The sequence below is a fragment of the Sorangium sp. KYC3313 genome (assembly GCF_052075895.1).
In the GTDB taxonomy this organism is placed as follows: Bacteria; Myxococcota_A; Polyangia; order Polyangiales; family Polyangiaceae; genus Sorangium; species Sorangium cellulosum_B.
This window is the reverse complement of record NZ_CP197255.1, coordinates 9,282,012-9,307,500: the sequence shown is the minus strand read 5'-3', so window position 1 is coordinate 9,307,500 and position 25,489 is coordinate 9,282,012. Positions and strand designations below refer to the sequence as shown.

Sequence of the window (25,489 nt, the reverse complement as noted above, 5' to 3'; positions counted from 1 at the left end):
CGCACGGTGAGAGCCGTGCGCAGGTTTTTTTTGTCCATTGTGCCTGGTGCTCGGGATGCGTTCTGCGGCATCTTCGCGGCGCCGAGGCCACCTTGGGGCTTCGTGGCGCTGCTTCTGGTCAACGCGGCGCGGTTGCGACCGCCGCGATCGTTTTTCCGACGTGCGCCAGGAGCCTGTTGAGGGCTTTCGCTTTTGTTGTCCGGCTTGAATTTTCTCCGGTCTCAGCTCTGGGTGTTCGCGCGGCGTGCGGCGCCGCACGCCGCGTGAGAAAAGGTGCCGGCGCAGGGGCCGGCAGGGGACGGCGGCGCGAGATCGAGATGACGCTGCGAGTTTCTTCCGGCCGCCAGGCGTTGCTACCCTAGGGGAACCTTGGGATTCAAGCGCAGGAGAATCGCTGCGGTCGCCGGGGGGGCCCTCTGTGGCGGGCTCGTCGTCGGGTTCGCCCCTTTTGTGCGCTACCAGGCCGAGCAGGCGGCTGATCGGTACGGGGCATCGCTGTCGATCGACCAGGTTCGGCCGACCTGGAGCGGCGTCTCCCTGAAGGGGGTGGACGTCCGGCTCCGCGGGGCGCCGAGCATTGCCATCCGCCTCGAGGAGGTCGCCGTCGCGCTGGGTGTCTCGGGACGGCGCGTGACGATGCGCGGGGGGACGGTCTCCGCCGTCGGCCCACGCGAGGCCATCCTCCACGAGCTGGAGACCTGGCGGGGGGGGCAGCCGGCAGGACGTGCCGGCACCGCGACGAGCGAGGGGGGCGGTAGCACCGAGCTGGAGGGCTTGCGGCTCGTCTGGACCGATCGGGCCGACTCGCCCGCGGAGAGCCTGTCGGCCGACAACGTGCACCTGTCGCGCGCGGGAGGGCGGACAGCCATCGCGGCGCGCGAAGCGATCCTGTCCCTGGGACGGGCCGCCTTCTCGGTCCGGCACGGCCGGCTGGTGCTCGCCCGGGAGCAGGGACGGTACCAGGTGAGCGAGCTCTCGGCCGACTCCATCGACGCGAACGTGGCGCTCCCGGAGGTGACTCCTGAACCTCAGGTCGTGCCCGAGCAGAGCGGGCGCACCCATCCGGCACAGCTGACGAGGACGGCCGAGCGCGGCAACGGGGCCGATGCGGGGCGGAATCGAGGGGCTGCAGTTCGAGAAGCCCTCCTGCGGGCGGCGCAGGGCATCGATCTGGCGCTCGGCAAGGACGCCAAGGTCGACGTCGCAGGTGTCACCGCGCGCCTCCGGCGCGACGCCGATCACCTCAACCTGGGACCGGGGCACCTCGCCGTGCGGCGCGAGGCAGGCTCGCTCGTGGTGGAGCTTTCGCCTGGAGAGGCCGCGATCGCGGCCGCCGGCGCCGACGCCCAGCAAGCGCTCACCTTTCGCCTTCGCGTGCCGCTCAGCGACGCGAAGGAGACCCCGCAAGAGATCGTCGCCGACGTGCAGGGCGGACCCATCTGGCTCTCCACCCTCGGCGTCCGTGAAGGGGACATGGGCCTGTTCGATGTGGCGCGGACGTCGATCGTCAGCCGCGCGCGGGTCGTCCTTTCGGCCGACGGCCAGACGCTCGGCGTCGACGGCGAAGGAAGGCTGAAAAACCTCTCCCTGCGGAGCGCGGCCCTGGCAGACGAGCCCATCGCAGGCCTCGATCTGGCATGGCGAGCGAAGGCGAACGGCAAGCTCGACGGGTCCAAGCTCGTCGCCGAGGACGCCGAGGTCGACCTCGGTGCGCTGAGGCTGATCGCGCGCGGCGAGTACGAGCGCGCCGGGGACTCACACCGGGTCCGCGGCACCTTCGAGGTGCCCCTCACGCCTTGCCAGTCGATGCTGGATTCGGCGCCCAAAGGGATCGTGGCGAAGCTCCACGGAATGAGGCTCGCCGGCTCGTTCGGGATCGAAGGGAAGCTCCGGTTCGATACCGCGAACCTCGACCGGAATTTTTTGCTTGACTGGGACATCTCCAACACATGCCGCGTGACGGAGATGCCGCCGGAGCTCGGCGTCGATCGCTTCAAGCGCGCGTTCCGGCGCCTGGTTTACGGGCCCGGCGGCAAGCGCGTCGACATCGAGTCCGGGCCAGGGACCGCCGATTGGGTCCCCTACGAGGACATCTCCCGGTTCATGGAGGTCGCCGTGCTGACCACGGAGGACGGCGCCTTCCACCGGCACCACGGGTTCGACGAGGAAGCCATCAAGAACTCGATCCGCGAGAACCTCCGGAAGAGGAGGTTCGTGCGGGGGGCGAGCACCGTCAGCATGCAGCTCGCCAAGAACCTCTACCTCGAGCGGACCAAGAGCGTGGCACGCAAGCTCCAGGAAACCTTGCTCACCATGTACCTCGAGCAGGAGCTCACCAAGGAGCAGATCATGGAGCTCTACCTGAACGCGGTGGAGTTCGGGCCGCTGGTCTACGGCATCGGCGCCGCCGCGCGGCACTACTTCAATGCGTCGGCGGCGCAGCTCTCGCTCGGACAGGCGCTGTACATCGCCTCGATCCTCCCAAACCCGCGCGTGCAGCACTTCGATGCGAACGGCGAGGTCACCGCTGCGTGGAGCGGGTACCTGCGCAAGCTCATGCAGATCGCGCACAGGCGTCAGCGGATCTCCGACGAGGAGCTGGAGAAGGGGCTCCAGGAGGTCGTGGTACGAGGCTCCCCTGCGCCTCACCTGGCGCCCCGTCAGCCGTCCGAGGACGGCGGTGAGGCCGGCGAGGACAGATCGGGAGAGGACGAGGGGGGCGCCTGGGCGGCGCCTTGACGCCCGCCCGCGCGGGTCGGGCCGTCAGCGCTTCGACGCGGCGGTCCGGAGCTTCGCGAAGAACGCGCGGAGCACGCCGGCGCACTCGTCTGCGAGCACGCCCGACGTGACCGCGAAGCGATGGTTGAGCCGGTTGTCGCGCCCGATCGCGAAGAGCGTGTCGACCGCGCCCGCCTTCGGGTCCGGGCAGCCGTAGACGAGCCGCGCAATCCTGGCATTGACGAGCGCGCCGGCGCACATGGGACACGGCTCCAGCGTCGCGTAGACCGTCGCCCCTTCGAGGCGCCAATGACCAAGCCGCCTGGCCGCCGCCCGCAGCGCGTCCACCTCGGCGTGACCGGTCGGATCCTGGTCGATCTCACGACGGTTTCGACCGCGCGCCAGCTCCGTCCCCGCCGCGTCGACGATGAGCGCCCCCACGGGGACGTCACCGGCACCTGCCGCAGCCTCGGCCTCCGCGAGCGCCTCGCGCATCCACAGCGCGTCGACGCTCGCTGGTTCCTCCGGCTGTGCCACAGGGGAGAGGAGCAAATCCGCTCCGTCATCCATGACATCCATCAGAGGCTCAGGACCTTTTACACGACCGATCAGGCGCGCCCAGGAAGATTCGAACTTCCGACCCCCGGCTTCGTAGGCCGATGCTCTATCCAGCTGAGCTATGGGCGCTCTGGTGAAAACAAGTGCAAGACGTGGCTACGCCACCGCACTCCCGCGTCGCGCTCGGTTGCGCGAAGTGAGTGCCGGCGTTTATACGCCCCTGAGCGAGCTGTCAAAGGAAAAGTGATCGAGGCCTGAGGGCGTCTGCTCGGATGCGCGGCGTTCGCGGCCGAGGTCGTTCCTTCGTCGCCCTCGCGTCTCGCGCCCTGGCGAGTTCCCCGAAGGGCCGAGCCTTCTCGCCCGCAAAGGCTGATCCCAATCCGCGAGGTTGAGCCGCCGCGGGGCGCGGCAGGCGAGCGGGGCGGGCCATGCGCGTGACGCACCCGAAGCTGGCGGCGGGCAACAAGCGCAGGACAAAAACAGGGCGCGCGGCGACTCCGTCACGGAATGGCCGCGCGCTTTCACACGCTCTCGAAGGGCAAGCGAAGCTAGAAGCGCACCACGAGATGAGCAGGCCAAGCTGACGAAACGGGAAAAAGCCGTAAGCCAAGCAGCAGCGGCGCCATGGAGAGGCGGGATGGCGCCCGCTGAACGACCAAGCACAAGCTAGTGAGGCCCGTCACGAGGGGAGGAGGACCGAGACACGCTGCAGCCCACAGCGCAGAACACGGTCAATTCCGCCTGGAGCAGCCTCTGTGCCATCTCGCGGCCTCCTCCTCGGCGCGTCCTCGCGCGCGCGTACGTCCAGCGGAATGCTCACGTTTCGCCGCGGTTTCTTCGGCTGTCGTGGATCCGTGTCCGGCGAGTGCTCGGGCAGCGGTGTCGCGTGCCATGCCAGGTTTCGCAATCTTTGCGGACCAAGAGCCCCGGCCAACGGACGCAGTGACGCGTCGCGCTGTCGCGGGCCACGCGAGCGCCTACCGGGGACCGCCGAAGAGGTGGTCGTGCGGGGCGTCGGCATGACAGCGTTTGCAGAGGGGCAGAGCGCCGCGGTGGGTGGAGGTGCCCTGGGGTGTGAGGACGAGGTACTCCCAGTTGCCGCCGTCGGGGTCATAGCCAGCCGGTCGCTTCACCATGGCCAGGAGCGTGTCCGGCTCCGATGCGCCCGCCCGGTAGTGGAACTCGACCACGGCCGCGCCGGAGGGGAGAACGCGATCCGGCCCGAGCTGCGGGTAGGGCGCAGCCGCCGCGTTGACCCTCACCTCCGCCTCCATCTCGCCGGTGAAGTGCTGGGAGCGCGCTCGACCCGTGACGGGCTGGAAGCTCGCGAGCTGCCCGGCGAGCTCCCACGCCGAGGGCGCCGCGGCCGGCGACGCGGCGGGGGCCGGGGCCGGCGCGCGCGCCTCGGGGATGGAGCTGGAGCCGCGTCCGATCCACTCCGTGGTCCCCGCGACGTGAGCGGGGGCCGGGGACGGCGGGGGCGGCGCACAGCCCAGCGGCAGGGGGGGCCACCCGGAGCGGACCCGCGCCTCCGTCGAGAGCGTCATCGAGACGAGCGACGCTGCAGCGAGCGCGCACCACGCAGAGAGGTGGGTTCGGGACCGCACCGGTCGAGATGCTACACTGCCCGGATGTACCTGGCCTCTTCCAGGCGAGGCCGCGCATGGCGCGCCCTCTCGGCCGCCACGCTGGTGTCGCTGTCGGGCGCTGCGCTGCTGGGAGGCGCCCCGCACGCAGCCGCCGAGGGGGTGTCCCGCCGCGCCTGGCTGGGCGTGGAGCTGGAGCCAGGCGCGGCCGGGGGGGTGGTCGCGAAGCACGTCGTCACCAGCTCGCCGGCGGCCAAGGTGGGCATCGTGGACGGAGATCAGGTCATCGCGGCGGATGGCGTCCAGCTCGACGAGCCAAAGCAGCTCGTCGCGCGTGTCGCGCTCGCGGGGCCTGGGAACGTGGTGAACCTCCGGATCCGGCGCGGCGGACGAGAGCGAGACGTCGCGCCGACGCTGGTGCCGTTCCCCGGGCACGATCAGATCCTTCGCCTCGACAAGATCGGCACGTTCGCGCCAGCCTGGAGGTCGCTCACCACCGTCGGAGGGACCGTCCCGGCGAACATCGGGGCCTTGCGCGGAAACGTGGTGCTGCTCGATTTCTGGGCGACCTGGTGCGCGCCGTGCCGCTTGATGGCCCCGCAGCTCTCGGCGTGGCACGCGGCGTACGCCGCGCAGGGGCTGCGGGTCGTGGGCGTGACGACCGACGACGTGAGCGTCGCGACGAAGACAGCGCAGGCCCTCTCGATGCGCTACGCGGTCGCGGCGGACGCGTCGGAGTCGACCTCCGCGGCCTACGGCGTCAAGGCGCTCCCCACGATGTTCGTGATCGACAAGAAGGGCGTCATCCGGGACGTGGTGGTCGGGTACGACCCGACCCGGCACGCCGAGGTCGAGAAGCTCCTCAAGGCGCTGCTCGCGGAGCCCGCGCCGGCGCCGTAGCCGCCGCGGGGCCGCGCCGGCTGGACCGGTACGCTCTCCATGCTCCTCTCCATCGACGAGTTCCTCTGGGCGCTGCGCCGCGACGGCTTCGCCGTCTCGACGGCGCAGGCCATCGATGTCGCGCGCGCGTGCGCCCTCGTCGGGTTCGGCGACCGAGGGACGCTGCGCGACGCCATCGGCGCGGTGATCGTCGAGCGCGCCGCCGATCTCGGCCGGTACCGCGCCTGCTTCGATCGCTTCTTCTCCCCCGCGGGCGCGCACGTCGGCGATCTGTGGGGGCGCCTGCGGGAGCGAGGGTTCTCGGATGGAGAGCTCTCCGCCCTGCGCGATCTGCTGAGCGCGGCGGCGGAGCGGAGCGGCGCCTCGGGCGACGCGATCGCGTTCCAGGCGCTCGCGGGGACCGCAGGGGAGCTCGACCGAGCGCTCCAGGCGGCCGGGATCGCGCGCGTGCTCGCGCCGATGACGAGCTCGCTCCAGGTCGGGTTCTTCGCGCAGCGGGTGATGGATCAGCTCGGGGTGCCGGCCGCCGCCAGCGCGCTGCGGCGGATCCGGAGCGCGCTCGAGGAGGCCCTCGGCGAGGAGCGGGGGAGGGCGCTGGCGGAGGCGCTCGCCGCCGAGCTGGAGCGGATGCGGCGCCGCGTGCGCGAGCACGTGACGCTGTCGCTCCGGCGCTTCGAGGGCGAAGAGCCAGCTGCCCAGGGCCGCATGGATGTGCCGTTCGCCTCGCTCGGCGAGGGCGAGATGGAGGAGGTGCGCCGCGCCGTGAAGGAGCTGTCCGTGCGGCTCCGGGGCGCGGAGCGGCTCCGGAGGCGCCGCGCGCGGCGCGGGAGGATCGATCCCCACCGGACGCTGAGGCGCAGCCTCCAGACCGGCGGCGTGCCGTTCCAGCCGGCGCGTCGAGCGCGGCGGCGCGACAAGCCGCGCCTGATGATCCTGTGCGACGTGTCGGACTCGGTCCGCGTCGCCGCGCGGTTCATGCTCGAGTTCGTCTGCGCGGCGCAGGAGCTCTTCGACCGGACGCGATCGTTCGTCTTCGTGAGCGAGCTCGCCGAGACGACCGAGCTCTTCGAGGCGCTGCCGGCGAGCTCGGCGCTCGATCGGATCCAGCGCGGCGCGGTGGTGAGCCGGGCGCACAACTCGAATTACGGGCGCGCCCTGCTGGCCTTCGAGGAGCGACACGGGCGTGACGTGGACCGGCGGGTGACCCTCGTGATCCTGGGCGACGGGCGCACGAACTACTTCGCGGACGAGGCGGAGGTCGTGAGGAGGCTCCGTGACCGGGCGCGGGCGCTCCTGTGGCTGTGTCCCGAGGGGCCGGGCGCCTGGGGGACGGGAGACAGCGCGATGCCGCGCTACGCCGCCGCGTCGACGAAGGTGCTGGTCGCCCGGACGGCGCGGGAGCTCGAATCGGCGGCGCGGGAGGTGGTCGCCCGGCGCGCTTAGGGCTATGGGTCGCGCCATGTCGCTCGATCAGAAGCTGCGGGATCTCACGGCGCGCATCGAGAAGGGAGGCGCGCAGAAGTACCACGACAAGAACGCGGAACAGGGCAAGCTGTTCGCGCGGCAACGCGTCGCGCTGCTCGTCGACGAAGGCAGCTTCATCGAGGACGCGGCGCTCGCCAACGCGCTGGATCCCGAGCTGCCGGCCGACGGCGTCATCACGGGCACCGGGACGGTGGGCGGGCGCCCCGTGTGCGTGATGGCGAACGACTCGACGGTGAAGGCCGGCTCGTGGGGGCGCCGCACCGTCGAGAAGATCCTGCGCGTGCAGGAGACCGCGCGGCGCCTCCGGTGCCCGCTGCTCTACCTCGTCGACTCCGCGGGGGCGCGCATCACCGACCAGATCGAGATGTTCCCCGGGCGGCGCGGCGCGGGCCGGATCTTCTACAACCAGGTCGAGCTGAGCGGCCTCGTGCCGCAGATCTGCCTGCTGTTCGGCCCGTCGGCGGCGGGGGGCGCCTACATCCCGGCGTTCTGCGACGTCGTGTGCATGGTCGAGAGCAACGCGAGCATGTACCTGGGCTCTCCGCGCATGGCGGAGATGGTGATCGGCGAGAAGGTCACGCTCGAAGAGCTCGGCGGAGCGCGCATGCACTGCTCGGTCTCCGGGTGCGGCGACGTCCTGGTGAAGACCGAGGAGGAGGCGATCGCCTTCGCGAAGCGCTACCTCGCGCTGATGCCGCAGAGCTCCGCCGAGACCGCGCCCCGCGTCGCGCCGAGGCCGGAGAAGCCAGGGCAGCGGCCGCTCGAGGACGTGATCCCCGCCGACGAGAACAAGCCGTTCGACATCATGGCCGTGATCGACGCGATCATCGACGAGGGCAGCTTCGTCGAGATCAAGAAGCTCTACGCCCGGGAGATCGTCACGGGGCTCGCGCGCGTGGAGGGACGCGCGGTCGGCATCGTCGCGAACCAGCCGAAATACAAGGGCGGCGTGCTGTTCGTCGACTCGGCCGACAAGGCGGCGCGGTTCATCTGGCTGTGCGACGCCTTCAACATCCCGCTCCTCTACCTCGCCGACGTGCCCGGCTTCATGATCGGGACCGTCGTCGAGAGGCAGGGGATCATCCGGGCCGGGGCGAAGATGATCGCCGCGGTGAGCGAGGCGAGCGTGCCGAAGCTGTCCGTCGTCGTGCGCAAGGCGTACGGCGCCGGGCTCTACGCGATGTGCGGGCCGGCGTTCGCGCCCGACGAGTGCATCGCCCTGCCCTCGGCCTCGATCGCGGTGATGGGGCCGAGCGCCGCGGTGAACGCCGTCTACTTCAACAAGATCCAGGCGATCCCGGCGGGGCCCGAGCGCGAGGCGCTCGTCCAGAAGCTGCGCGAGGAGTACCGGGCCGACGTCGATCTGGAGAAGCTCGCGAGCGAGCTCGTGATCGACGCGATCATCCCGACGGCGAACCTCCGCCGCGAGGTGGCGCGCCGCTTCGAGCGGTACGCCGGCAAGATCGAGGAGAGGCCGCGAAAGAAGCACCTCGTGCCGCCGGTGTGAAGCGGCCCGCGGCGCGCTCCGGAGAGCGCGCGGCGAGGGCGGCGCCCTTCGTGACCTCGGCCGCGCGCGGACGTGGTGTAGACTCGCGGCGTGCTCGCCCGCAGGTTTCCGCTCTCCATCGCGCTGCTCGGCCTCGCCCTCGCGGCGGGTGAAGCGCGTGCCGACGTCCCGGCCCCGGCGGTGGCGCGCCTGCTCGGCTCGCGCCTGGGTCGGCACCCGCTCGCCGATCCGCGCGGGCGCATCCCCATGATGGTGCCGCTGCCCGCCGGCGCCGACGCGCGAGCGCTCGGGCTGCTCCAGGTCGCGCCGGGCTTCGGGACCATCCGGCTCGCGCCTGGCGACGTCGGCGCCTTCTCCGCCGCGCACCCGGAGCTGAGGCTGCTCACAGGACCGCCGCGGCGGCCCCTGCTGGATCGGTCCAAGGGGTGGATCCGCGTGGAGCCGTACAGGAAGGCCACCGGCGCGGACGGCAAGGGGGTGGTCGTGGGCGTCGTCGATACCGGCCTCGACGTGACCCACCCGGATTTTCGAGACAAGGACGGCAAGACACGGATCCGATGGATGCTGCAGGCCGGAAGGCCGAAGGGGCTGCACGCGGCGCTCGAGCACACGTACGGGTGCGACGATCCGGATCAGTCGGCGTGCGCGATCTTCTCCGACGCCGACATCGACGCCATGCTTGCGCAGAGCAAGCCCGGCATCCTCCGCGATATCGCGGGGCACGGCACGCACGTGGCATCCATCGCGGCAGGCAACGGCGGGCCGATGGTCTCGGAGCGGCCGCGGTACGTCGGGGTGGCGCCCGCCGCGACGCTGATCATCGCCGCGCCCGCGCGGCCCGGCGAGGGCTTCGACGATCCGGACATCCTCAAGGCGGTGCAGTTCATCTTCGACCGCGCCGACGAGCTGAACATGCCGGCGGTCGTCAACCTGAGCGTCGGGAGCGATTTCGGGCCCCACGACGGGACGAGCCCGCTCGAGGCGGGGCTCGCCGCGATGGTCGGCAGCGCTCATCCGGGGCGGGCGATCGTCGTCGCCGCCGGCAACAGCGGTGCGACGTACGAGATCGATGGCGAAGGGCCGCTCGGGATCCACACCGAGGCTCACGTCTCGGCGCACGCCGAGACGCGCGTGCCCATCCGCACCCCGAGCGCCGAGCGCGGCGAAGGATACGTCTGGATCACCTTCCGGCCCGGGGACGAGGTGTCGGTCGGCCTCGACGGGCCAGGCGGCGAGGCGTGGATCGGTCTGATCGAGCCAGGAGACGACGCCGGCTACACCGGCGACGACGGCGAGACGACCGGCGCGGTCATCAACCGGCTCGCGAACGGGAAGTCGCCCATCACCGCGGCGACGAACAGCGCCGTCGTGGCCTTCAGCGGGGCGTGGAAGGCGGGCGAGTTCGCGATCCGCCTGCGAGGCCAAGGGGACGCGCAGCTCTGGGTGACGGGGCTCGGCGACGTCTCGCCGTCGCACGATCTCGGGCTCCTGTTCCCCCGCGCCATCAAGCAAGGGACGATCAACGTGCCCGCGAGCCACCCTGGGCTGCTCGCCGTGGGGTGCACCATCAACCGCGTCCGCTGGCAGCCGCAGGGGAGCTCCACGAGCGTGCGCCTCACGAGCCTCGACGGCGTGGACATCGAAGAGGACAGCGCCTGCTACTTCAGCGCGGCTGGCCCCACGCCGTTCGGCGTGGCCAAGCCGGAGATCAGCGCGCCCGGCGGCCTGGTCGCGGCCGCCATGGCCAGCGGCGTCGACCCGCGCGACGATCCCGGAGGGCTGTTCGATACGCCCGGGTGCCCCGGCGACGAGCCGTGCTTCGTCGTCGACGACCACCACGCGATCGCGTCTGGGTCGTCCATGGCGGCGCCGCAGGTCGCAGGGGCGATCGCGCTCCTCTTCCAGGTCAACCCGAACCTGAGCCAGGCGGAGGTCACGGAGGCGCTCCAGGCAGGCGCGCGGTATCCGAGGGGCGCCGTGCCGCTCGACGCGCAGCTCGGTCCCGGCGTGCTCGATCTCGAAGGCGCGCGCCTCGCGCTCGAGGCCGCCGAGACCGGCGGGAACGAGCCGGCGCTCGACAAGAGCTGGTACGTGCTGTCGAGCACCTACGCGAGGCCCGACCCGTCGTGGCCGGTCTGGGGGACGATCGAGCTGCGACGCCCTGACGGCGCCCCGGTGAGGGGCGTCGATGGGAAGCTCACGGTCGCCGTCCGCGGCGGGGTGATGCACACGCCGCTCCGGGAGGTGCGCCGCGGGCTATGGCAGTTCGCGGTCGCCGCGCCGCGCGGCTCCGGAGGGGCGACGCTGGCCGTCGACGTGCTCTACGACGGCGCCTCGCTCGGCGCGCGCGAGCTCCCGGTCGGGAGCGACGTCTGGATGGCGAACGGAGAGATCGAGGCGACCAGCGGCGCGTGCACCTGGGCCGCGGCTGGTCCGGACCGCGCGCCGCCGTCGAGCCGCGCCGCCTGGGGCCTCGCGAGCGTCCTCGTGGCGGCGTCCGCTGCCCGCCGGCGGCGCCGCGGCTGAGCACCCCCGCTGCCCGCGCGCCGTTGCGTCGCCCGGGTGCGCGCGCGGCTGCCGTCCGGCGCCGTCCGTGTCACGGTGGCCGACCGGCGGGGCGGGGTAGAGCACGACGGCGATGGAGCATGGACGCATGGAGAGACGGGTGATCCTGGATCGACCTCCCGCGGCAGACGCGGACGCGGGACACGCGCGCGCGCCCCGGCCGCCGCGGTTCGCGGCGCGCACAGGCTGGGATCTCTCGGGCAACAGCCTCGCGTCCGTGCTCGCCGAGGCGCGCGGGGCGGGGCGCGCGCTCGTCGATTTCACCGAGTCGAACCCGACGCGCTGCGGGATCGTCGAGACGGCTCACCTCATCGCGCCGCTCGGCGAGCCGCGCGGCGAGCGGTACGCGCCGCTGCCGCTCGGCGATCCGGCGGCGCGCGCCGCGGTGTCGCGTTACTACCAGGAGCGCGGGCTCGACGTGGATCCGTCGAGCGTCGTGCTGACGGCCAGCACCAGCGAAGCGTACGGCTGGCTGCTCAAGCTGCTCGCCGAGCGCGGCGACGACGTGCTCGTCCCCGTGCCGTCGTACCCGCTCCTCGAGTACCTTGCCTGCCTCGAGGACGTCGCGCTCACGCCCTACCCGCTCCTCAGGGAGGAAGGATGGCGCATCGACCTCGGCGCGCTCGAGCGCGCGGCCGGCGAGCGGACGCGCGCGGTGGTGCTCGTCCATCCGAACAACCCGACCGGCTCGTTCGTGCGCCGCGACGACGCGGCCGCGCTCGAGGCGTGCGCCAGGGAGCGCGGGCTGGCGCTGATCGTCGACGAGGTCTTCGGGGATTACGCCCACGGAGACCTCGCCCCGGACCGCTTGCCGAGCTTCGCCGGCGCGCGGCAGGCGCTGACCTTCGTGCTGAGCGGGCTCTCCAAGGTGATGGCGCTGCCGCAGCTCAAGCTCGGCTGGATCGCGGTCTCGGGGCCGCCGGAGCTCGCCGCGGCGGCGCTGGAGCGGCTCGAGGTCATCGCGGACACCTACCTCTCGGTCGGCACCCCGGTGCAGCTCGCGCTGCCGGAGATCCTCGCCTCGCGGGCGCCCGTCCAGCGCGCGATCCTGTCGCGCGTGCAGGCCAACCTAGCCGCGCTCGACGCGGCGATCGCCGCGCGCGCCGGGGGCGCGGTCCGGCGGCTCCCGATCGACGGCGGCTGGTACGCGACGCTGGAGGTCCCGCGCGTGCACGACGAGGACGGCTGGGTCGAGCTCCTCGTGCGCGACGAGGGGATCATCGTCCACCCCGGCTACTTCTTCGATATGCCGCGCGACGGCTTCCTCGTGGTCGGCCTGCTGCTCGATCCGGACGTGTTCGCGGAAGCCGCGCTGCGGCTCGTGGGCCGGATCGCGCGCGCGATCAGCGGTGAATGAGGACCACCGTGGAACGGCCGGCGTCGCGGGAGGCCCGCAGGCCGTGCCATCCCTCCGGCACCGGCGGGTCGGTCCAGGCGAACATCTGCTTCGCGTCGATGGGGGCGAGGTTGACGCAGCCGCCGCTCTTCGGCTCGCCCCAGGCGTCGTGCCAGTACGCGCCGTGCAGCGCGTGAGGCCCGCTGAAGTTCTGCACGAACTGCACCTCGGAGTGGACGATCCTGTCGTTCGTGCTCGAGACCATCGTCGCCGTCACGAACTTCCCGTCGATGCGGAAGCGTCCGGTCGGCGTCGCCGCGGTCTCGATGGCGGGGATGCCCTGCCTCGGGACGCCGCCGCGCCCCGGTGAGATGAGCGTCGCGAAGACCGGGGTGAGCTCTTCGTAGGCGACGAACCAGCCGCCGAGCACGCTCACCTCGATCCACTTGCGCGGCGACGACGGATCGCCGTCGCCCTCGAGCGGCGACCTCTTCGCCGCCTCGATCACGACGGCGTCGTCCGCGCGCACGTAGACCCCCGGCTCCTGCGTCTCGAGGAGCCGCTCGCCGTCCTCGACCTCGGCGCGACCGGTGAGCCCGACCGAGGCGAGCCGCGCGAACGACGCGCCGGTCGGCTCGAAGCGGCCGCCGGCGCCCCGCTGGTACTTCGGCCGATCGGTCTTGCGGAAGAACGCGAGCGGGAGCGAACGCCCGTCCTTCAGCCAGACGCCCTGGAAGCTCGAGCGCGGGTAGGGCTTCAGGCGATCCTTCGGCATGTACGCCTGGTCCGAGGTCACCACCCAGGTCCGATCCTGCGCGTCGAACGCGCGGGTGAACGCCACCGTCGAGCCGTTCACGATCCGGTCGCGCCCCTCGCGCACGAGGCCGCCGAAAGGAAACAGCGCCGGAGCGGCGACCCCCGCGGGCTTCAGGTCGACGCCCACGAGGGCCTCGTCGATCTCGCGGATGGCTTCGTCGCCGGCGCCCTCGGCGGCGCGCGCCTTCGCGATGTTCGCGAGGTGCTCCTCGAGGTCCCACTCGGAGCGCCGCTGCTCCTTCGCGCTCGGGAGCTGCGGGTAGCGCGGCGCGCCGGTCGACTCCGCGTAGTCATAGGGCCACGGGGAGTCGACCCTGGGCGCGTGCGGCCGCAGCGCGGCCACGACCGGGTCGTTCGGGTCGACCGCGGCGCTGGCGCCGGCGCAGACGTAGCCCCGCGGCTCGATGGCGTACCACGCGTTGCACCCTTCGCCCGGCGTCCGCGCGGCCTCGACGCTGCCGCCGCGCAGCGCGACGGAGCCGCCGAGCCCCAGGTAGCCGCTCCAGCCCCGCGTCGGGTAAGGGCCAGGGTTGATCCACGCAAACCGCGCCTTGGAGTAGATGCGCGCGCCTTCCGCCGCCGCGCTGGCGGGCGGCGTCGTTGCCGCCGCGCTCGCCGCGGGCGGCGCGTCGGCCTCCGCCTGGGCCGGGGCCGGCGCCTTCGTGACGTGCGCCGCCTCGACGATCGCGGCGCGCGGCGCGACCGCTCCCGAGGACACGCGCGGCGCGTCCGCTTCGGCGGGCGTCCGCAGGTCGTCCGCCTCGAGCGAGGCAGGCGCCGGCTCGGCGGGGCTCTCTTCGGAGCAAGCCGCGGCGCCCCCCGACGCGATCGCGCACGTCAGGGCCGCGAGGAGGAAGGAAGGCGGTGCGCTAGCCATGCAAGCAGGAGAGACTAGTTGCCGGATGCGGCCGCGGACAAGCGAACGACAGCCGCGCCGCCGGCGGCTGCCAGCCGGGGAGCCGCGCTCGCCGCTAGAGCCTGCCGAGCACGGCCACCACGAGCAGGATGACCCCGACGAGCGCCGCCGTGATCATCGCGAACCTCATGAGGCGCGGCTTCAGCCACTTCCACAGGACGAGGCGAGCCACCTTCCACAAGAGCACCAGGATCTGCCGGAGGACCTTGCCCACGACGAGAGCGTAGCGCAGTCCCGCGGCGCGCGCTGCCAGCAAGGGCGGTAGATTTCGTGGCCAATGGACGAGCCCTGCGACCCTCGCCGCGCCGGACAGGGCGGGGCGCAGCGCGCAGCGGCACGCCTGTCGGACACCTCCGCCAGCGGCCAGCCCGGCGTGCGGGCGATCGCTGCGGGCGGTGCGCGGCGTCACGTCACTCGATGTCGACGCTCACCTTCGATGCATAGCTGCCAGGAGAGGGGAAGGTGATCTCGCGCAGCGCGCCGGCGACACACTCGGCCGCCTCCTCGCCCCGTTCGTCGTTGCTGGACACGCCCACGCTGAGCGGCTTGCCGTTGGTGTCGATGTAGAGCGTGGCCTTGATCTGGCTGGCGCCCGCCTGGCTCCGGCACGAGGCGAGCGCCGGCCTCGCCTTCTTGTACGGCGTCCCGAGCTGGTCGGGCGTCCAGGGCACGGGCAGGCGCTCGTCGCTGCTCGGCTCGAAGGTGAAGCTGTTCTCCGCCAGGCCCTCTCCGCCGACCGGCTTCGGCCACCTCGTCGCCTTCAGGACGCTCAGCATGCACGCCTCGGTCTCGCGATCGCCCAGGTTGGAGTCCTTCACGAACGCCCAGCGCGCCGTGCCCTCCTCGGTCACCCGGACCTTGAAGCGGATCTCGCCCCCGAGATAGGGGATCCGCTGGACGCCTTTCTGGTAGCAGCGCGAGAGCCGAGACGACGCGCGCTCGAACGCCGCTTGCACCTTCTCCTCGTTCATGCCGCCGATCTCGGAACCCGAGCTCATCTTCGGGCCCGACGTCTCGACAGGCTCGGCGTCGACCATCACCGGCGCCACGGACGTGGGCGCGGCGCCGCCGCAGCCCAGCTGGGCCGCGAACGTCGAGAGAGCAACGACGGTGATCGTACCCCTGAGTAAGTGCGTGAATTTCATGATCGAACGAGGACTCTATACGAGCCGCGTCTTGGGCGAAAAGAGCGCGATGAGGGGAACGCGCGCTGCAGTGCGTGTGAGAGATTCTACGCCGGCGCGAACGCCGACGCGCCGCTCCGAACGCGCGCTCGCTCGGACAGGAGGCGCCGGCGACGCACACGGTAGAGGCGTAGCGGTGCAGGTCCGCCCACGAGCGCCTGAGCGCAGAAGATGCGAGGCGGCGCGCCTGAGCGCACCGGCGCGTCGTGCGCTCGGCGCGTATGGCCGTGCATCACGTGAAGGTGATCGTGCTCGTGGAGCAATGCCATGAGCTCAGCGCTGTTTCCGAGCCGGGCGGGGCCGCGCCGTTCGGCGAGCGATCGTCACGGGGCGGGCGTGGCGCTGCTCGGGACGGGGAGCGCGCCTTCGGCGAGCTGATCGCTCTCCTGGTTGCCCTCGAAGCTGTTGTCCTCCGACACCGACGGCGCCTGCGCGCCCTGCACGACGAGGCCAAACCGGTTGCCGGTGGACTCCGAGCTCGCGAGCGCGCCGTGGCTGTCGCTGAACAGCAAACCGGCGCGCGCGCAGCGCTGCACCTGCACCGAGCTCACCTGCGCCGTCGAGCCCAGGACCACGAGGCCGTCGCCCAGGTCCGGCACCGATTCCGTCTGCCCACCGGAGCCCAGGGCCGAGAACGTGCCGCCCTCGACCCCGAGGATGACCGTGTCCTCCACCGTGCTCGGCGACGCCAGCAGCAGGCCCGCCACGCGGCTCTCCAGCACGGCCGACCTCTGCACGAGGACCTGCGCCGCCCCGGCGCTCAGCAGGCCGACGCCTCCCGTGCCGTCGCGCTCCTCCGGCAGCGAGCGCTCGATGAGGCTGTCCGCGATCTCGAGGGTCGCGCCCCGGGACGCGGACACGCCCGCGACGTGGGGCTCCAGGACATACGTCGACGCAAGCGCGGCGCGGCCACCCTGCACGAGCACGCCGGCGGCGCTGTCCCGGTGCAGCGGGTTCGCGCGCGTGCCCTCGATGACCACGCCGCTCGCCGAGAGCGTCCCGCCCCCGACGAACAGGCCAGCGTCGCCGGCCTGGCGCACGAGGCTCGACGAGAGCGAGAGCGCTCCGCCGCGCTGCTCGACGGCGACGCCGAGGCGACCGCTCTCCGGGGCGGCCGCGCCATCGAAGAGGTTGCCGGATGCCTCGACCTCCGTGCCGGCGTCCGCGACGGCGAGCAGCGCGTCGCACGCCCCCGACAGGACGCTGGAGGCGAGCGACGCGCGCGCCCCCTGCTCCACGGCGAGGCCGCCGGCTTCGGGCGCCGCGTCCGCCGGGGCGGCGATGAGGTTGCGCGCCGCCACGAGCTCCGCGCCGGCGCCTGTCACCAGCGCGCCCAGGTGATGGTGGACGAGCGCGTTCGCGTCGAGCCGGAGCGTGCCGTCCTCGAGGAGCACGCCGACGCCGTCGCCCGTCGCCGACGGCAGCGCCGTGGCCTCCAGCAGGTTGCCCTCCGCGACCACCTCGGCCGCCTCGGAGCTGATGCGCAGGCTGACCGTGCCGCCGATCAGCGCGTTCTCGGTGAGCCGCGCCTCGGCCCCGGAGACGACGAGCACGCTGGTCCAGCCCTCGCCCGTTCCATCGTCCGCCCACGACGACTGGACGAGGCTGCGCGACAAATCGAGGCTCGCGCCAGGGAGCGCGACCACGAGACCATTGCCGCTCTCGCCCGTCACCCGGATGTCGCGCACCGAGACCGCCGCTGACTGGATCAGCACCCCGATCGACGGGCTGAGCAGGGTCACGCCGCGCACGCCAGCGCGGTCGACGTCGTGGATCCAGACCGCGCTGACGTTGCCGTCGGGATCGCTCTTCTCGCCCCGGAGCACCACCCGCGAGGCGCACCGCCCGACGATCTCGATGGGCTTCGCGATCTCGATCGGCTCGTCGTACTCGCCCTCGGCCAGGACGACGCGCCCGTCCGCCTGAACGCCCCCCAGCGCCTCCGCCAGCGTCGTGAACGGCCTCTCCCGCGACCCGTCGCCGTCTCCGCCGTCGTAGCCAGGATCGACGTGGAGATCGCCGGGCGTCTCGACGATCTCGCCCCACGGCGCCGAGCCGCAGCCGTCCGGGCCGTCGATGGAAACACAGCCCTTCTGCGGGACCGCGAATGTCCCCTCCGGGCACCTGGCCATGGTGGGATGGCAGGCGCCGCCCTCCACGAACTCCGCCGCACAGCCGGGGATCCCGACGTCGATGCAGCCCTCGTCGTGCTTCGGGATCGTCCCGGGCGAGCACTTCGCGAGCGCGGGGCGGCAGAAGCCGTCCTCGTCGATGAAGGCATCGGCGCAGCCCCGAATGCCCACCTGCATACATCCGCTGGCGCCGCTGATCTGCCCCGGCGCACACCCCGGGTCGCCGCCGCCTTCCCCGGGGAGGTGGGTATACGGCGGCATGTCGGTGCTCTCGCAGCCGAAGAGCGAGACCGCGCACAGGCTGGAAGCGAGAGAAAAAAGACACCAGGGCGCCGAGTGTCCAAGCTTTGCGCGCAACACCCCACCAACCTAGCAGATGGTCCGATGCGCACGCCGGCAATGCGCGCCTCTCTCGCCGTCTCCAGCCGCTCGAGACCGGACATTCACGGGCGTGACCCGGACAGCCGCACGTCGGCTCGCGCCCAGGCGCGCTTGAAGCGCGCGTGTGCGGCGTCCGCTTCCTCTTCCCTGCCCTGTGCGCGGAGGCTGCGCTCGAGCCCGCACAGCGACCAGCCATTCTGCGGGTTCTGGCGCAGGTCCTCCCGGTACGTCGCCTCCGCGTCGCGCGCGCGGCCCGCCGTGAGGAGCACCGCGCCGAGCGTGTGGCGGACCGGCTCGGGCCAGTCCGGCGGCTCGAAATAGCGCAGCTCGTCCTCGATGCGCGCGGCGTCCTCGAGCATGCGAGCAGCGGCGCCGGTGTCGCCGCGCTCCGACGCGATCTGGCCCTCGAGCACGAGGGAGGCGATCTCGAGCAGGTCCTTCGCGCGGTTCCTGCCGATCGTCGCGTCCTCCCGGCTCTCGGACGCCATCGCCCGGAGCACCGCCGCCTCGCGCGCGGCATCGTCATGGCGCCCCGTCGCGGCGAGCGCGCGGCCGCGCGCATAGCGCCATATCCCCGCCGTGTACCGCAGCCCGGGCGGCGGCGCCGGCTCCGCGAGGACGTCGTCCCACCGTCCGAACCGGACGAGCGCGAACAGCAGCGCAGGGCGGAACATCTCGAGCATCGGCATGTGTCGGACGTTGTGGTCGGGCACCGCCGCGGCCAGCTCTCGCGCGGCGCGCACGGCGACGGCGCTGCGCCCCTCCATGCTCGCCGAGACCGAGAGGAAATGGAGGTTGTGCGGGAAGTACATCATCGGATAGATGCCCTCCGGCCGCCGCTCGCGGATGTACCGGCGATCGGCCAGCACCGCCTGCTCGTTCGCGTCAGAGGCGTCCGCATAGCGACCGACGCGCACGAAGATGTGCGACGGCATGTGAACGAGGTGCCCAGCGCCAGGGGCCAGACCGCCGAGCCGCTCGGCGCTCGGCAACGCCCGCTCCGGCGCGCGCGACGCTTCGACCGCGTGGATATAGTAGTGATTCGCGCCGAGGTGCTCGGGATCTCGCCGGAGGACGCCCTCCAGCGTGGAGACGATCTCCTCGGTCCCGGGCTGTGGCCGGCCGTCCTTCGTCCAGAGATCCCACGGGCGCAGATCCATGAGCGCCTCGGCGAAGAGGACACCCGCGTCGAGGTCGTCGGGGAAGCGACGGGCGAGCTCGCGCATCGCGCTCGCGTAGGCGCGGTCGAGGTCCGCGCGGTCGCGGCCCGGCGTTGAAGCGTGGCGCTCCGCGAGCGCGTCGATGTACGCGCGCTCGCGCTCGCTGGCGGACGCGGCGAGCGCGCGCGCCTCCTCCACGGCCTCGAGGGCGGCCCGCTCCCGCGCCGCGTCGGCCGGCTGGTTGATGTTGGGGCCGAGCGTGAGCGCGATGCCCCAGCGGGCCATGGCGAGGCCCGGATCGAGGCGGGCGGCCTCCCGGAATGCCTTCCGCGCCTCGTCGTGGTTGAACGCGTAGACGAGCCGCAACCCCTGATCGAAATAGCGTTGCGCGAGCTGCGATGACGTCGTCACGGGGTGATGGAGAGCGCCGATGTCCTCGAACAGAGGGACGCGCTCGGCGTCGGGCGCCTCCGCAGGCGCAGGGCCGGTCGGCGGCTCCGCTCCGGGCGAGGCGGGGCGTGGCTCCGCGCCGCACGCCGCGAAGGCGGCGCAGGCGCAGAGCAGGGGCAGGCTGAAGAGCGGGCGTCGAGCTGTCATGGGCAACCTCCCTGGAGCCCGGATCGCCACGGGTTCCGACGGTCCAACATCCCCTCGCGGGGTCGCTTTGCCTCGGGCGCCGCCCTCCGGCGCGATCGCGGAGGTCGAGCCGAGCGAGGGCCATGCACGCGCGGTTCCCGCGGCACGGGAAGGCAGCGCACAGAAGACCCGGGCGTGGCCGGGCCACCGACGCATCGGCGCCGTCAGCGAGGTGCTCGATGGACGGACGGCGCGACTTGCGGCAACCTCGGGACATGACGATGTGCAGGGATGAAGCTCTCCGCTGGGTTCACCGCTACGCGATCGGCGGGGCGGCGTTCGCCGCGCTTCCGCTCCCGATCTCGACCTCCGCCGGGCTCGTCGCGATCGAGACGCACATGATGGCGATGGTCGGCGAGATCTACGGCGAGAACATGGGATCCGTGGTGACGACCGCCGCCGGCGGTAGCTTCGCGATCCTCGGGCAAGGCCTGAAATTCCTGGCCACCCGGGCGGTCGGCTTCGTCCCCCTGATCGGGCCGGCCATCAAGATGGGCATCGCAGGGCTCACGATCGAGGCGATCGGCCGGGGCGTGGTCGGGCACTTCGAGCGAAAGTACCCGGGCAAGATCTTCGAGAAGGCGTGAGCCGACGTGGCGTGCGCGGCGCGCTGCGCGCGACGCGCTGCCGGTCGTGAGCACGAGGCGCGGCGCGCGCAATGCGCCGGCGAGCGGCGCTGCCTGGTGCGCCGCGCGCCGCTATCGACGTCCGTCAGTTCTCGCAGCCGCTGCAGGCGAGGGGGCAGGTGCCGTTCACCGTCGCCTGACAGTGAAGGTCGGGCGCGCCGGCGCTGTCGCCGTAGTCGCAGCAGATCTCGCCGGCGTCGCAGCATCGCACGCCGCAGCAGAGGCCTTCTTCGCAGCCGAAGCCGGGGGCGCACGCATCCGCGCACTCGCCCTGGATGCAGACCTGAGTCTCGGTGCAGGTCGTGCCGCACGACCCGCAATTGCGCGGATCGCCGGCCAGGTCGACGCACTCCGATCCACAGCACGAGAGCCCGGGCTCGCACGTGCACATGGTGCCGCCCTCGCCGCCCATGCCGCCCTCGCCCCCCGTGCTCGTCGTCGCGACGGTGGAGGTCGCTCCGCCTTCTCCGCCCGTGCCCCCGCTGGAGGAGCTCGATGCGGTGACATAGATCGGCAGAACGTTCACGGTGCCCGGGTCAGCTTCACATCCAGCGACGGCGAACAATGCGGCCCACAACAGCAACGCGATCACCCGATGACAGGGCATGAGCACCTCCAAGCCGAAAATCACACTACCACGGAGGGGCGCGGCCACACGAGGGGGGCATGGCACACGGCGCAGCGCCGGCTGTATGCACTGCGTCGTACGCCGCTTCACGCGCGTCACGACGATGAACGCAGCGGCGCCTGCGACATCAGGGGGTGATGAGCTTGCAGTCCGACAGGAGCCCCGTGTACCAGTCATCGGTCCTGTCGAGCCATGCGCCCTCGCTGGACCAACGGATGCCGGGCCGCTTCATCCTGCCTTCGACGGTGTAGGTGCACTTCACCGCGAACCGTGCGGACGGCAGCTTGCCTGAGGTGAGCGCGGGCTCGCTCCAGAGGCCGGCGGCGAGGAACTGGACGCGGTCCGTGGTCGTGTAAGGACGGAGCAGCTTTTTGTCGTCCGCATCGCCCTTGGACCAACCCTTGGTGGGCGACTCGAACGCGCAGTGCCGGCCGCTGATCTCCTCGGCCGACCAGCAGGCGAGATCCTTGATGTCGGTGGACACGAGGGTGACCTCGACCTGGGACTTGTCCCCGGGTTTCCACTTGGGGCCGGACGTGCCGGCCGCAGGCTCACGCCCGAAATAGGCGAAGGCCGCGGCGAGGCCGCCGATGATGATGAGGAACAGGATCATGCTCTTGCCGAGCGAGCCGCCCTGCGGTTGGGCGGCGGCGCGAGGCCGCGCGCCGGGCTTCTTGCCGGCCGGGCGCCGCGCTGCGCCAGCCTGCTTTGCAGGACGCGAGGCTCTGGCCGGCGCCGCGGCGTCGGCGCGGCCATCGCCGTCCTCGTCGCTGCGGGTGTCCTGCGCGTCGGTTTCGCCGGGAGGCGCTTCGTCCGTGTCGGGGCGGTCTCTGTCTTCGGAGCTCGTAGCCATCGAGGCGCTTTATGTACCGGAGCGCGCCCGCGACTCAAGCATTCCGTGGACCGAGCGGCAGGGCACGATCGCCCGTCCCAACGAGCAGCCCTTGATGTAGGCTGCGGCCGCGATGACGTTCGATGCCAGAAATCCACGCGCGCGCATCCTCGGCACAGGCCGCTCCCTGCCGCTCGCCGTCCCGACGAGCGAGGCGCAGGCGGGCGCGCCGCCGGCGGACGGCGCGGCGGGCGACCCTGGCGACGAGCGGCGCCGCGTCGCGCCCGGCGAGCGGACGAGCGACCTGGCGGCGCGGGCGGCGAAGGCGGCCCTCGAGGCGGCCGGGGTCGGGCCGCGCGAGCTCGAGATGATCATCCTCGCCACCTCGAGCGGCGACGCGCCGATGCCGGCGACCGCGGTGCACGTGCAGCAGAAGCTCGGCGCCGAGCACATCCCGTCGTTCGACCTCTCCGCGTCGCTGACGGGCTTCCTCTACGGGCTGTCGGTGGCGAACCAGTTCGTGACGGCGGGGACCATGAAGCACGTGCTCGTCATCGGCGCCGACCTGCTCTCCCGCCGCCTGGATCCGCGGGACAGGGCCTCGGCCCAGCTGTTCGGCGACGGCGCCGGCGCGGTGGTGGTCGGGCCGGCGACCGGCGACGGTCGGGGGATCCTGAGCGTCGGCTTGCGCGCCGACGGGAAGAGGGCCGATGTGCTCCAGGTGCCCGGCGGAGGTTCCGCGGAGCCGCTCACCGTGGAGCGGCTCGCCGACCGGCGGCACTACCTGCGCGTGAAGCAGCCCGAGCTGCGGCAGGCTGCGGAGGAGCACCTCGGGGCCCACGCCCTCTCGACCGTCGAGGCCGCCGGGCTTGCGCCCGCGGACGTCGACTGGGTGATCCCGCACCACGCCGACCCGCACCTCGTCGCCCTCCTCGCCGAGCGCCTCGGGTGCTCGCCCGAGCGCGTCCTCGGCGCGGTCGACGGCGCCGCCAGCGCGGCCGGGACCTGCGCGGGCTCGGTCGTCATGGCGCTCGACGCGGCGCTCCGCGATGGCCGGATCCTGCCCGGAAATCACGTGCTGCTGTGCGCGCTCGGCGGCGGCCTCACGTGGGGCAGCGCCGTGCTCCGCGTCTGAGGCGACGAGGGCCGGGGTCTCTGGCGGCGGGCGGCCCGGCGGGCACACGGCCCTCGAGGGAGCCCGCGCGCTGCGCTCGGTGGCGGTGGGCGAACTCCCCCGCCGCCGCGCTCGCGACGAAGGCGACGAGCGCGACGGTGGACTTGTCGCCGTGCGCTCCCCATCGTGCAGGAGAACCCATGAACGACGCTCCTCTCTACAAAGATGCCAAGCAGCCCGTGGGAAAGCGGGTGGAAGACCTCTTGAGTCGGATGACCCTGGACGAGAAGGTGGGGCAGCTCATGCAGCTCGACGCCCAGGGAGATCTGGAGGACGCGATCGGGCGGATGAAGGTCGGCAGCCTCCTGCACTGCAACGGGAAGGACGCTGACACGGCGATCCGGCGCGCGCTGGACACCCGCCTTGGCATTCCGGTGCTGATGGCCGACGACGGGATCCATGGCCATTCCTTCTGGGCGGGCGCCACGATCTTCCCCACGCAGCTCGCCATGGCCTGCAGCTGGGATACGGGGCTCCTGGAGCAGGTCGCGCGGGTGACCGCCGCCGAGATGCGGGCCACGGGACTCAAGTGGACGTTCTCTCCCGTTCTGTGCCTCACACGCGATCTCCGCTGGGGCAGGGTCGGGGAGACCTTCGGCGAGGATCCCTATCTGATCGGCGAGCTCGCCTGCGCGATGATCAAGGGCTATCAGGGCAAGGGCCTGGACGATCCGGACGCGGTGCTGGCGACCGCCAAGCACTACGCGGGGTACTCGGAGACGCTGGGCGGCCGCGACGCGTCGGAGGCGAACATCTCGCGGCGCTACCTGCGCTCGTATTTCCTGCCGCCCTTCGAGCGGGCCGCGAGGAGCGGCTGCATGGCCTTCATGACTGGATATCAGTCCATGGACGGGGTCCCGGCCACCGCCAACCGCTGGCTCCTGACGGAGGTCCTCAAGGAGGAGTGGGGGTTCGAGGGGATCCTCGTGACCGACTGGAACAACGTGGGCAATCTCGTGCTCGATCAGAAGGTCTGCAAGGACATGGCCGAGGCGGCCACGGTGGCGGTCCGGAGCGGCAACGATCTGATGATGGCGACACCGCAGTTCTACGAGGGCGCCCAGGAGGCGGTGCGCCGCGGGCTCCTCGCCGAGGCCGAGATCGACGCGGTCGTGCGGCGCGTCCTCTCGCTCAAGTTCTCCCTGGGGCTCTTCGAGGACCCCGGGTACAGCAGCGAGCAGCGCATCCAGGAGATCATCGGATGCGCGGCCCACCGGGACCTGAACCTGGAGGTCGCGCGGGCGTCTCTCGTGCTGCTCAAGAACGACGGCCTCCTGCCGCTCGCGGAGGCGGCGGCGTCGAGGCCCTTGCGGCGGATCGCGGTGATCGGCCCGAGCGCGGACGACACGATCGCCCAGCTGGGCGACTGGTCGCTCGGCTCGGGCCAGATGAGCGGCGGCAACGGGCCGCAGCACCCCCGCTCGAGCATCGTCACGATCGTGGATGGGATACGGGAGCTCGCGCCCCCGGGGTGCGAGGTGGTCTATGCCGCGGGCTGCTCGGTTCTCAGCGAGGACGAGTCGGGCATTCCTGCGGCGGTCGAGCTGGCCCGGGGCGCAGACGCGGTGGTGCTGGTCCTGGGGGACAGGATCGAGCTCATCGGCGAGACGAAGAGCACGGCGACCCTCGAGCTCATGGGCGGACAGAGGGCCCTCTCGGACGCGATCGCCAGGACCGGCGTTCCCACGGTCGTTGTCCTCGTCAACAGCAAGCCGCTGGTCCTCCCGCGCTCGGCGCTCGGCGCGGCGGCGATCCTCGAGGCGTTCAACCCGGGGATGATGGGCGGGCGGGCCGTGGCCGAGGCGGTGTTCGGGACGATCAACCCCTCTGGCAAGCTGACGATCTCGTTCCCTTACCACGTGGGCCAGCAGCCGATATTCTACAACCAGGCCCGCGGCCAGCACGGGAGTCGCTACGCCGACCTGACGCAGGAGCCGGCGTTCGCCTTCGGCTTCGGCCTGAGCTACACGCGCTTCACCTACGGCGATCTGAAGGTCCTGACGCCGAGCGCGGAGCGAGGCGGCACGGCGTCGTTCGAGGTGACGATCACCAACGCCGGCGGGCGCGATGGCGTCGAGATCATCCAGCTGTACATCGAAGATCTGGTGACGTCGTCGACGTGGGCGCAGAAGGAGCTGAAGGCCTTCCGCCGCGTGAGCCTGGGCGCGGGGGAGGCGCGCAAGGTGCGCTTCGACCTGCCCGTGGCGGAGCTGTCCCTGGTCGACGCGGAGGGGCGCCGCGCGGTGGAGCCGGGGGATTTCCGTGTCCACATCGGCTCGTCGTCCCGGCCGCAGGACCTGCTCAGCGCCGGCTTCGCCGTGGCGTGACGCGACGGCAGAGACACGGGAG

General features: G+C 72.1%; 18 protein-coding genes and 1 tRNA gene. 9 read left to right on the top strand and 10 right to left on the bottom strand.

What is annotated here, in order from left to right:
- Window positions 1–369: 369 nt before the first annotated feature.
- A complete protein-coding gene (locus ACSRUE_RS35190) occupies window positions 370–2,739 on the top strand; it encodes a transglycosylase domain-containing protein (RefSeq protein ID WP_441287419.1) in 2,370 nt (789 codons plus the stop codon).
- A gap of 24 nt (window positions 2,740–2,763) precedes the next feature.
- Here the strand turns inward: ACSRUE_RS35190 and ACSRUE_RS35185 are convergent, their stop codons facing one another.
- The 3 genes from ACSRUE_RS35185 to ACSRUE_RS35175 all read right to left on the bottom strand — a co-directional run bounded on the left by ACSRUE_RS35185 (window position 2,764) and on the right by ACSRUE_RS35175 (window position 4,883).
- Window positions 2,764–3,288 carry a nucleoside deaminase gene (locus ACSRUE_RS35185; RefSeq protein ID WP_437768578.1) on the bottom strand — a complete coding sequence of 175 codons (525 nt, stop codon included), beginning with the start codon at window positions 3,286–3,288 and terminating at the stop codon, window positions 2,764–2,766.
- 43 nt (window positions 3,289–3,331) lie between these two features.
- A tRNA-Arg gene (locus tag ACSRUE_RS35180) sits at window positions 3,332–3,405 on the bottom strand.
- Between the two features lie 848 nt (window positions 3,406–4,253).
- Window positions 4,254–4,883 carry a hypothetical protein gene (locus ACSRUE_RS35175; RefSeq protein WP_441287418.1) on the bottom strand — a complete coding sequence of 210 codons (630 nt, stop codon included), beginning with the start codon at window positions 4,881–4,883 and terminating at the stop codon, window positions 4,254–4,256.
- Window positions 4,884–4,907: 24 nt separating this feature from the next.
- Here ACSRUE_RS35175 and ACSRUE_RS35170 point away from each other — a divergent pair, with 24 nt between their 5' ends.
- The 5 genes from ACSRUE_RS35170 (at window position 4,908) to ACSRUE_RS35150 (ending at window position 12,676) form a co-directional block, all read left to right on the top strand.
- The gene (locus ACSRUE_RS35170) at window positions 4,908–5,762 is read left to right on the top strand and encodes a redoxin domain-containing protein (protein ID WP_441287417.1); all 855 of its coding nucleotides are present in this window, start codon (window positions 4,908–4,910) and stop codon (window positions 5,760–5,762) included.
- Window positions 5,763–5,801: 39 nt separating this feature from the next.
- A complete protein-coding gene (locus ACSRUE_RS35165; protein ID WP_437768575.1) occupies window positions 5,802–7,205 on the top strand; it encodes a VWA domain-containing protein in 1,404 nt (467 codons plus the stop codon).
- A 16-nt stretch (window positions 7,206–7,221) separates the two neighbouring features.
- Window positions 7,222–8,754 carry an acyl-CoA carboxylase subunit beta gene (locus ACSRUE_RS35160; RefSeq protein WP_437768574.1) on the top strand — a complete coding sequence of 511 codons (1,533 nt, stop codon included), beginning with the start codon at window positions 7,222–7,224 and terminating at the stop codon, window positions 8,752–8,754.
- A gap of 90 nt (window positions 8,755–8,844) precedes the next feature.
- Window positions 8,845–11,280, top strand: a complete 2,436-nt coding sequence (locus tag ACSRUE_RS35155) for a S8 family serine peptidase (RefSeq protein WP_441287416.1) — start codon at window positions 8,845–8,847, stop codon at window positions 11,278–11,280.
- A gap of 127 nt (window positions 11,281–11,407) precedes the next feature.
- Window positions 11,408–12,676: a pyridoxal phosphate-dependent aminotransferase gene (locus tag ACSRUE_RS35150; protein ID WP_441287415.1), complete on the top strand. Its 1,269-nt coding sequence runs from the start codon at window positions 11,408–11,410 to the stop codon at window positions 12,674–12,676.
- On the opposite strand, the gene ACSRUE_RS35145 is transcribed toward ACSRUE_RS35150, so the two are convergent.
- The 5 genes from ACSRUE_RS35145 to ACSRUE_RS35125 form a co-directional block, all read right to left on the bottom strand.
- Window positions 12,663–14,348, bottom strand: coding sequence for a L,D-transpeptidase (locus tag ACSRUE_RS35145; protein ID WP_441287414.1), 1,686 nt, complete (start codon window positions 14,346–14,348; stop codon window positions 12,663–12,665). The two genes, ACSRUE_RS35150 and ACSRUE_RS35145, sit on opposite strands and share 14 nt — an antisense overlap.
- 94 nt (window positions 14,349–14,442) lie before the next feature.
- Window positions 14,443–14,601 (bottom strand): hypothetical protein, encoded by a 159-nt coding sequence (locus tag ACSRUE_RS35140; protein ID WP_157906653.1) that lies wholly within the window; start codon window positions 14,599–14,601, stop codon window positions 14,443–14,445.
- A gap of 196 nt (window positions 14,602–14,797) precedes the next feature.
- Window positions 14,798–15,532 (bottom strand): AgmX/PglI C-terminal domain-containing protein, encoded by a 735-nt coding sequence (locus tag ACSRUE_RS35135; RefSeq protein WP_437768570.1) that lies wholly within the window; start codon window positions 15,530–15,532, stop codon window positions 14,798–14,800.
- 362 nt (window positions 15,533–15,894) lie between these two features.
- Entirely contained in the window at window positions 15,895–17,964 is a 2,070-nt protein-coding gene (locus ACSRUE_RS35130) for a DUF1565 domain-containing protein (protein WP_441287413.1), read from the bottom strand.
- A 182-nt stretch (window positions 17,965–18,146) separates the two neighbouring features.
- Window positions 18,147–19,841 (bottom strand): hypothetical protein, encoded by a 1,695-nt coding sequence (locus ACSRUE_RS35125; protein ID WP_441287412.1) that lies wholly within the window; start codon window positions 19,839–19,841, stop codon window positions 18,147–18,149.
- Between the two features lie 254 nt (window positions 19,842–20,095).
- Between ACSRUE_RS35125 and ACSRUE_RS35120 the strand changes: the two genes are divergently transcribed.
- Window positions 20,096–20,467, top strand: coding sequence for a hypothetical protein (locus ACSRUE_RS35120; RefSeq protein WP_441287411.1), 372 nt, complete (start codon window positions 20,096–20,098; stop codon window positions 20,465–20,467).
- Between the two features lie 124 nt (window positions 20,468–20,591).
- Here ACSRUE_RS35120 and ACSRUE_RS35115 read toward each other — a convergent pair whose 3' ends face one another.
- On the bottom strand, window positions 20,592–21,032 hold the full coding sequence (locus ACSRUE_RS35115) for a hypothetical protein (RefSeq protein ID WP_441287410.1): 441 nt from the start codon (window positions 21,030–21,032) through the stop codon (window positions 20,592–20,594).
- A 229-nt stretch (window positions 21,033–21,261) separates the two neighbouring features.
- Complete coding sequence (locus ACSRUE_RS35110; RefSeq protein ID WP_437768565.1) at window positions 21,262–21,987, bottom strand: hypothetical protein; 726 nt, start codon at window positions 21,985–21,987, stop codon at window positions 21,262–21,264.
- A gap of 112 nt (window positions 21,988–22,099) precedes the next feature.
- On the opposite strand from ACSRUE_RS35110, the gene ACSRUE_RS35105 reads away from it, so the two are divergent.
- Window positions 22,100–23,101 carry a beta-ketoacyl-ACP synthase 3 gene (locus tag ACSRUE_RS35105; RefSeq protein WP_441287409.1) on the top strand — a complete coding sequence of 334 codons (1,002 nt, stop codon included), beginning with the start codon at window positions 22,100–22,102 and terminating at the stop codon, window positions 23,099–23,101.
- Between the two features lie 179 nt (window positions 23,102–23,280).
- Complete coding sequence (locus ACSRUE_RS35100; RefSeq protein WP_441287408.1) at window positions 23,281–25,467, top strand: glycoside hydrolase family 3 N-terminal domain-containing protein; 2,187 nt, start codon at window positions 23,281–23,283, stop codon at window positions 25,465–25,467.
- The last annotated feature ends 22 nt before the right edge of the window (window positions 25,468–25,489 follow it).

Bases quoted from the DNA above. Each gene is read 5' to 3' on its own strand.
- ACSRUE_RS35185 (WP_437768578.1), bottom strand. From the start codon at position 3,288: ATGGATGACGGAGCGGATTTGCTCCTCTCCCCTGTGGCACAGCCGGAG.
- ACSRUE_RS35170 (WP_441287417.1), top strand. From the start codon at position 4,908: ATGTACCTGGCCTCTTCCAGGCGAGGCCGCGCATGGCGCGCCCTCTCG.
- ACSRUE_RS35165 (WP_437768575.1), top strand. From the start codon at position 5,802: ATGCTCCTCTCCATCGACGAGTTCCTCTGGGCGCTGCGCCGCGACGGC.
- ACSRUE_RS35160 (WP_437768574.1), top strand. From the start codon at position 7,222: ATGTCGCTCGATCAGAAGCTGCGGGATCTCACGGCGCGCATCGAGAAG.
- ACSRUE_RS35150 (WP_441287415.1), top strand. From the start codon at position 11,408: ATGGAGAGACGGGTGATCCTGGATCGACCTCCCGCGGCAGACGCGGAC.
- ACSRUE_RS35145 (WP_441287414.1), bottom strand. From the start codon at position 14,348: ATGGCTAGCGCACCGCCTTCCTTCCTCCTCGCGGCCCTGACGTGCGCG.
- ACSRUE_RS35135 (WP_437768570.1), bottom strand. From the start codon at position 15,532: ATGAAATTCACGCACTTACTCAGGGGTACGATCACCGTCGTTGCTCTC.
- ACSRUE_RS35130 (WP_441287413.1), bottom strand. From the start codon at position 17,964: ATGCCGCCGTATACCCACCTCCCCGGGGAAGGCGGCGGCGACCCGGGG.
- ACSRUE_RS35125 (WP_441287412.1), bottom strand. From the start codon at position 19,841: ATGACAGCTCGACGCCCGCTCTTCAGCCTGCCCCTGCTCTGCGCCTGC.
- ACSRUE_RS35120 (WP_441287411.1), top strand. From the start codon at position 20,096: ATGACGATGTGCAGGGATGAAGCTCTCCGCTGGGTTCACCGCTACGCG.
- ACSRUE_RS35110 (WP_437768565.1), bottom strand. From the start codon at position 21,987: ATGGCTACGAGCTCCGAAGACAGAGACCGCCCCGACACGGACGAAGCG.
- ACSRUE_RS35105 (WP_441287409.1), top strand. From the start codon at position 22,100: ATGACGTTCGATGCCAGAAATCCACGCGCGCGCATCCTCGGCACAGGC.
- ACSRUE_RS35100 (WP_441287408.1), top strand. From the start codon at position 23,281: ATGAACGACGCTCCTCTCTACAAAGATGCCAAGCAGCCCGTGGGAAAG.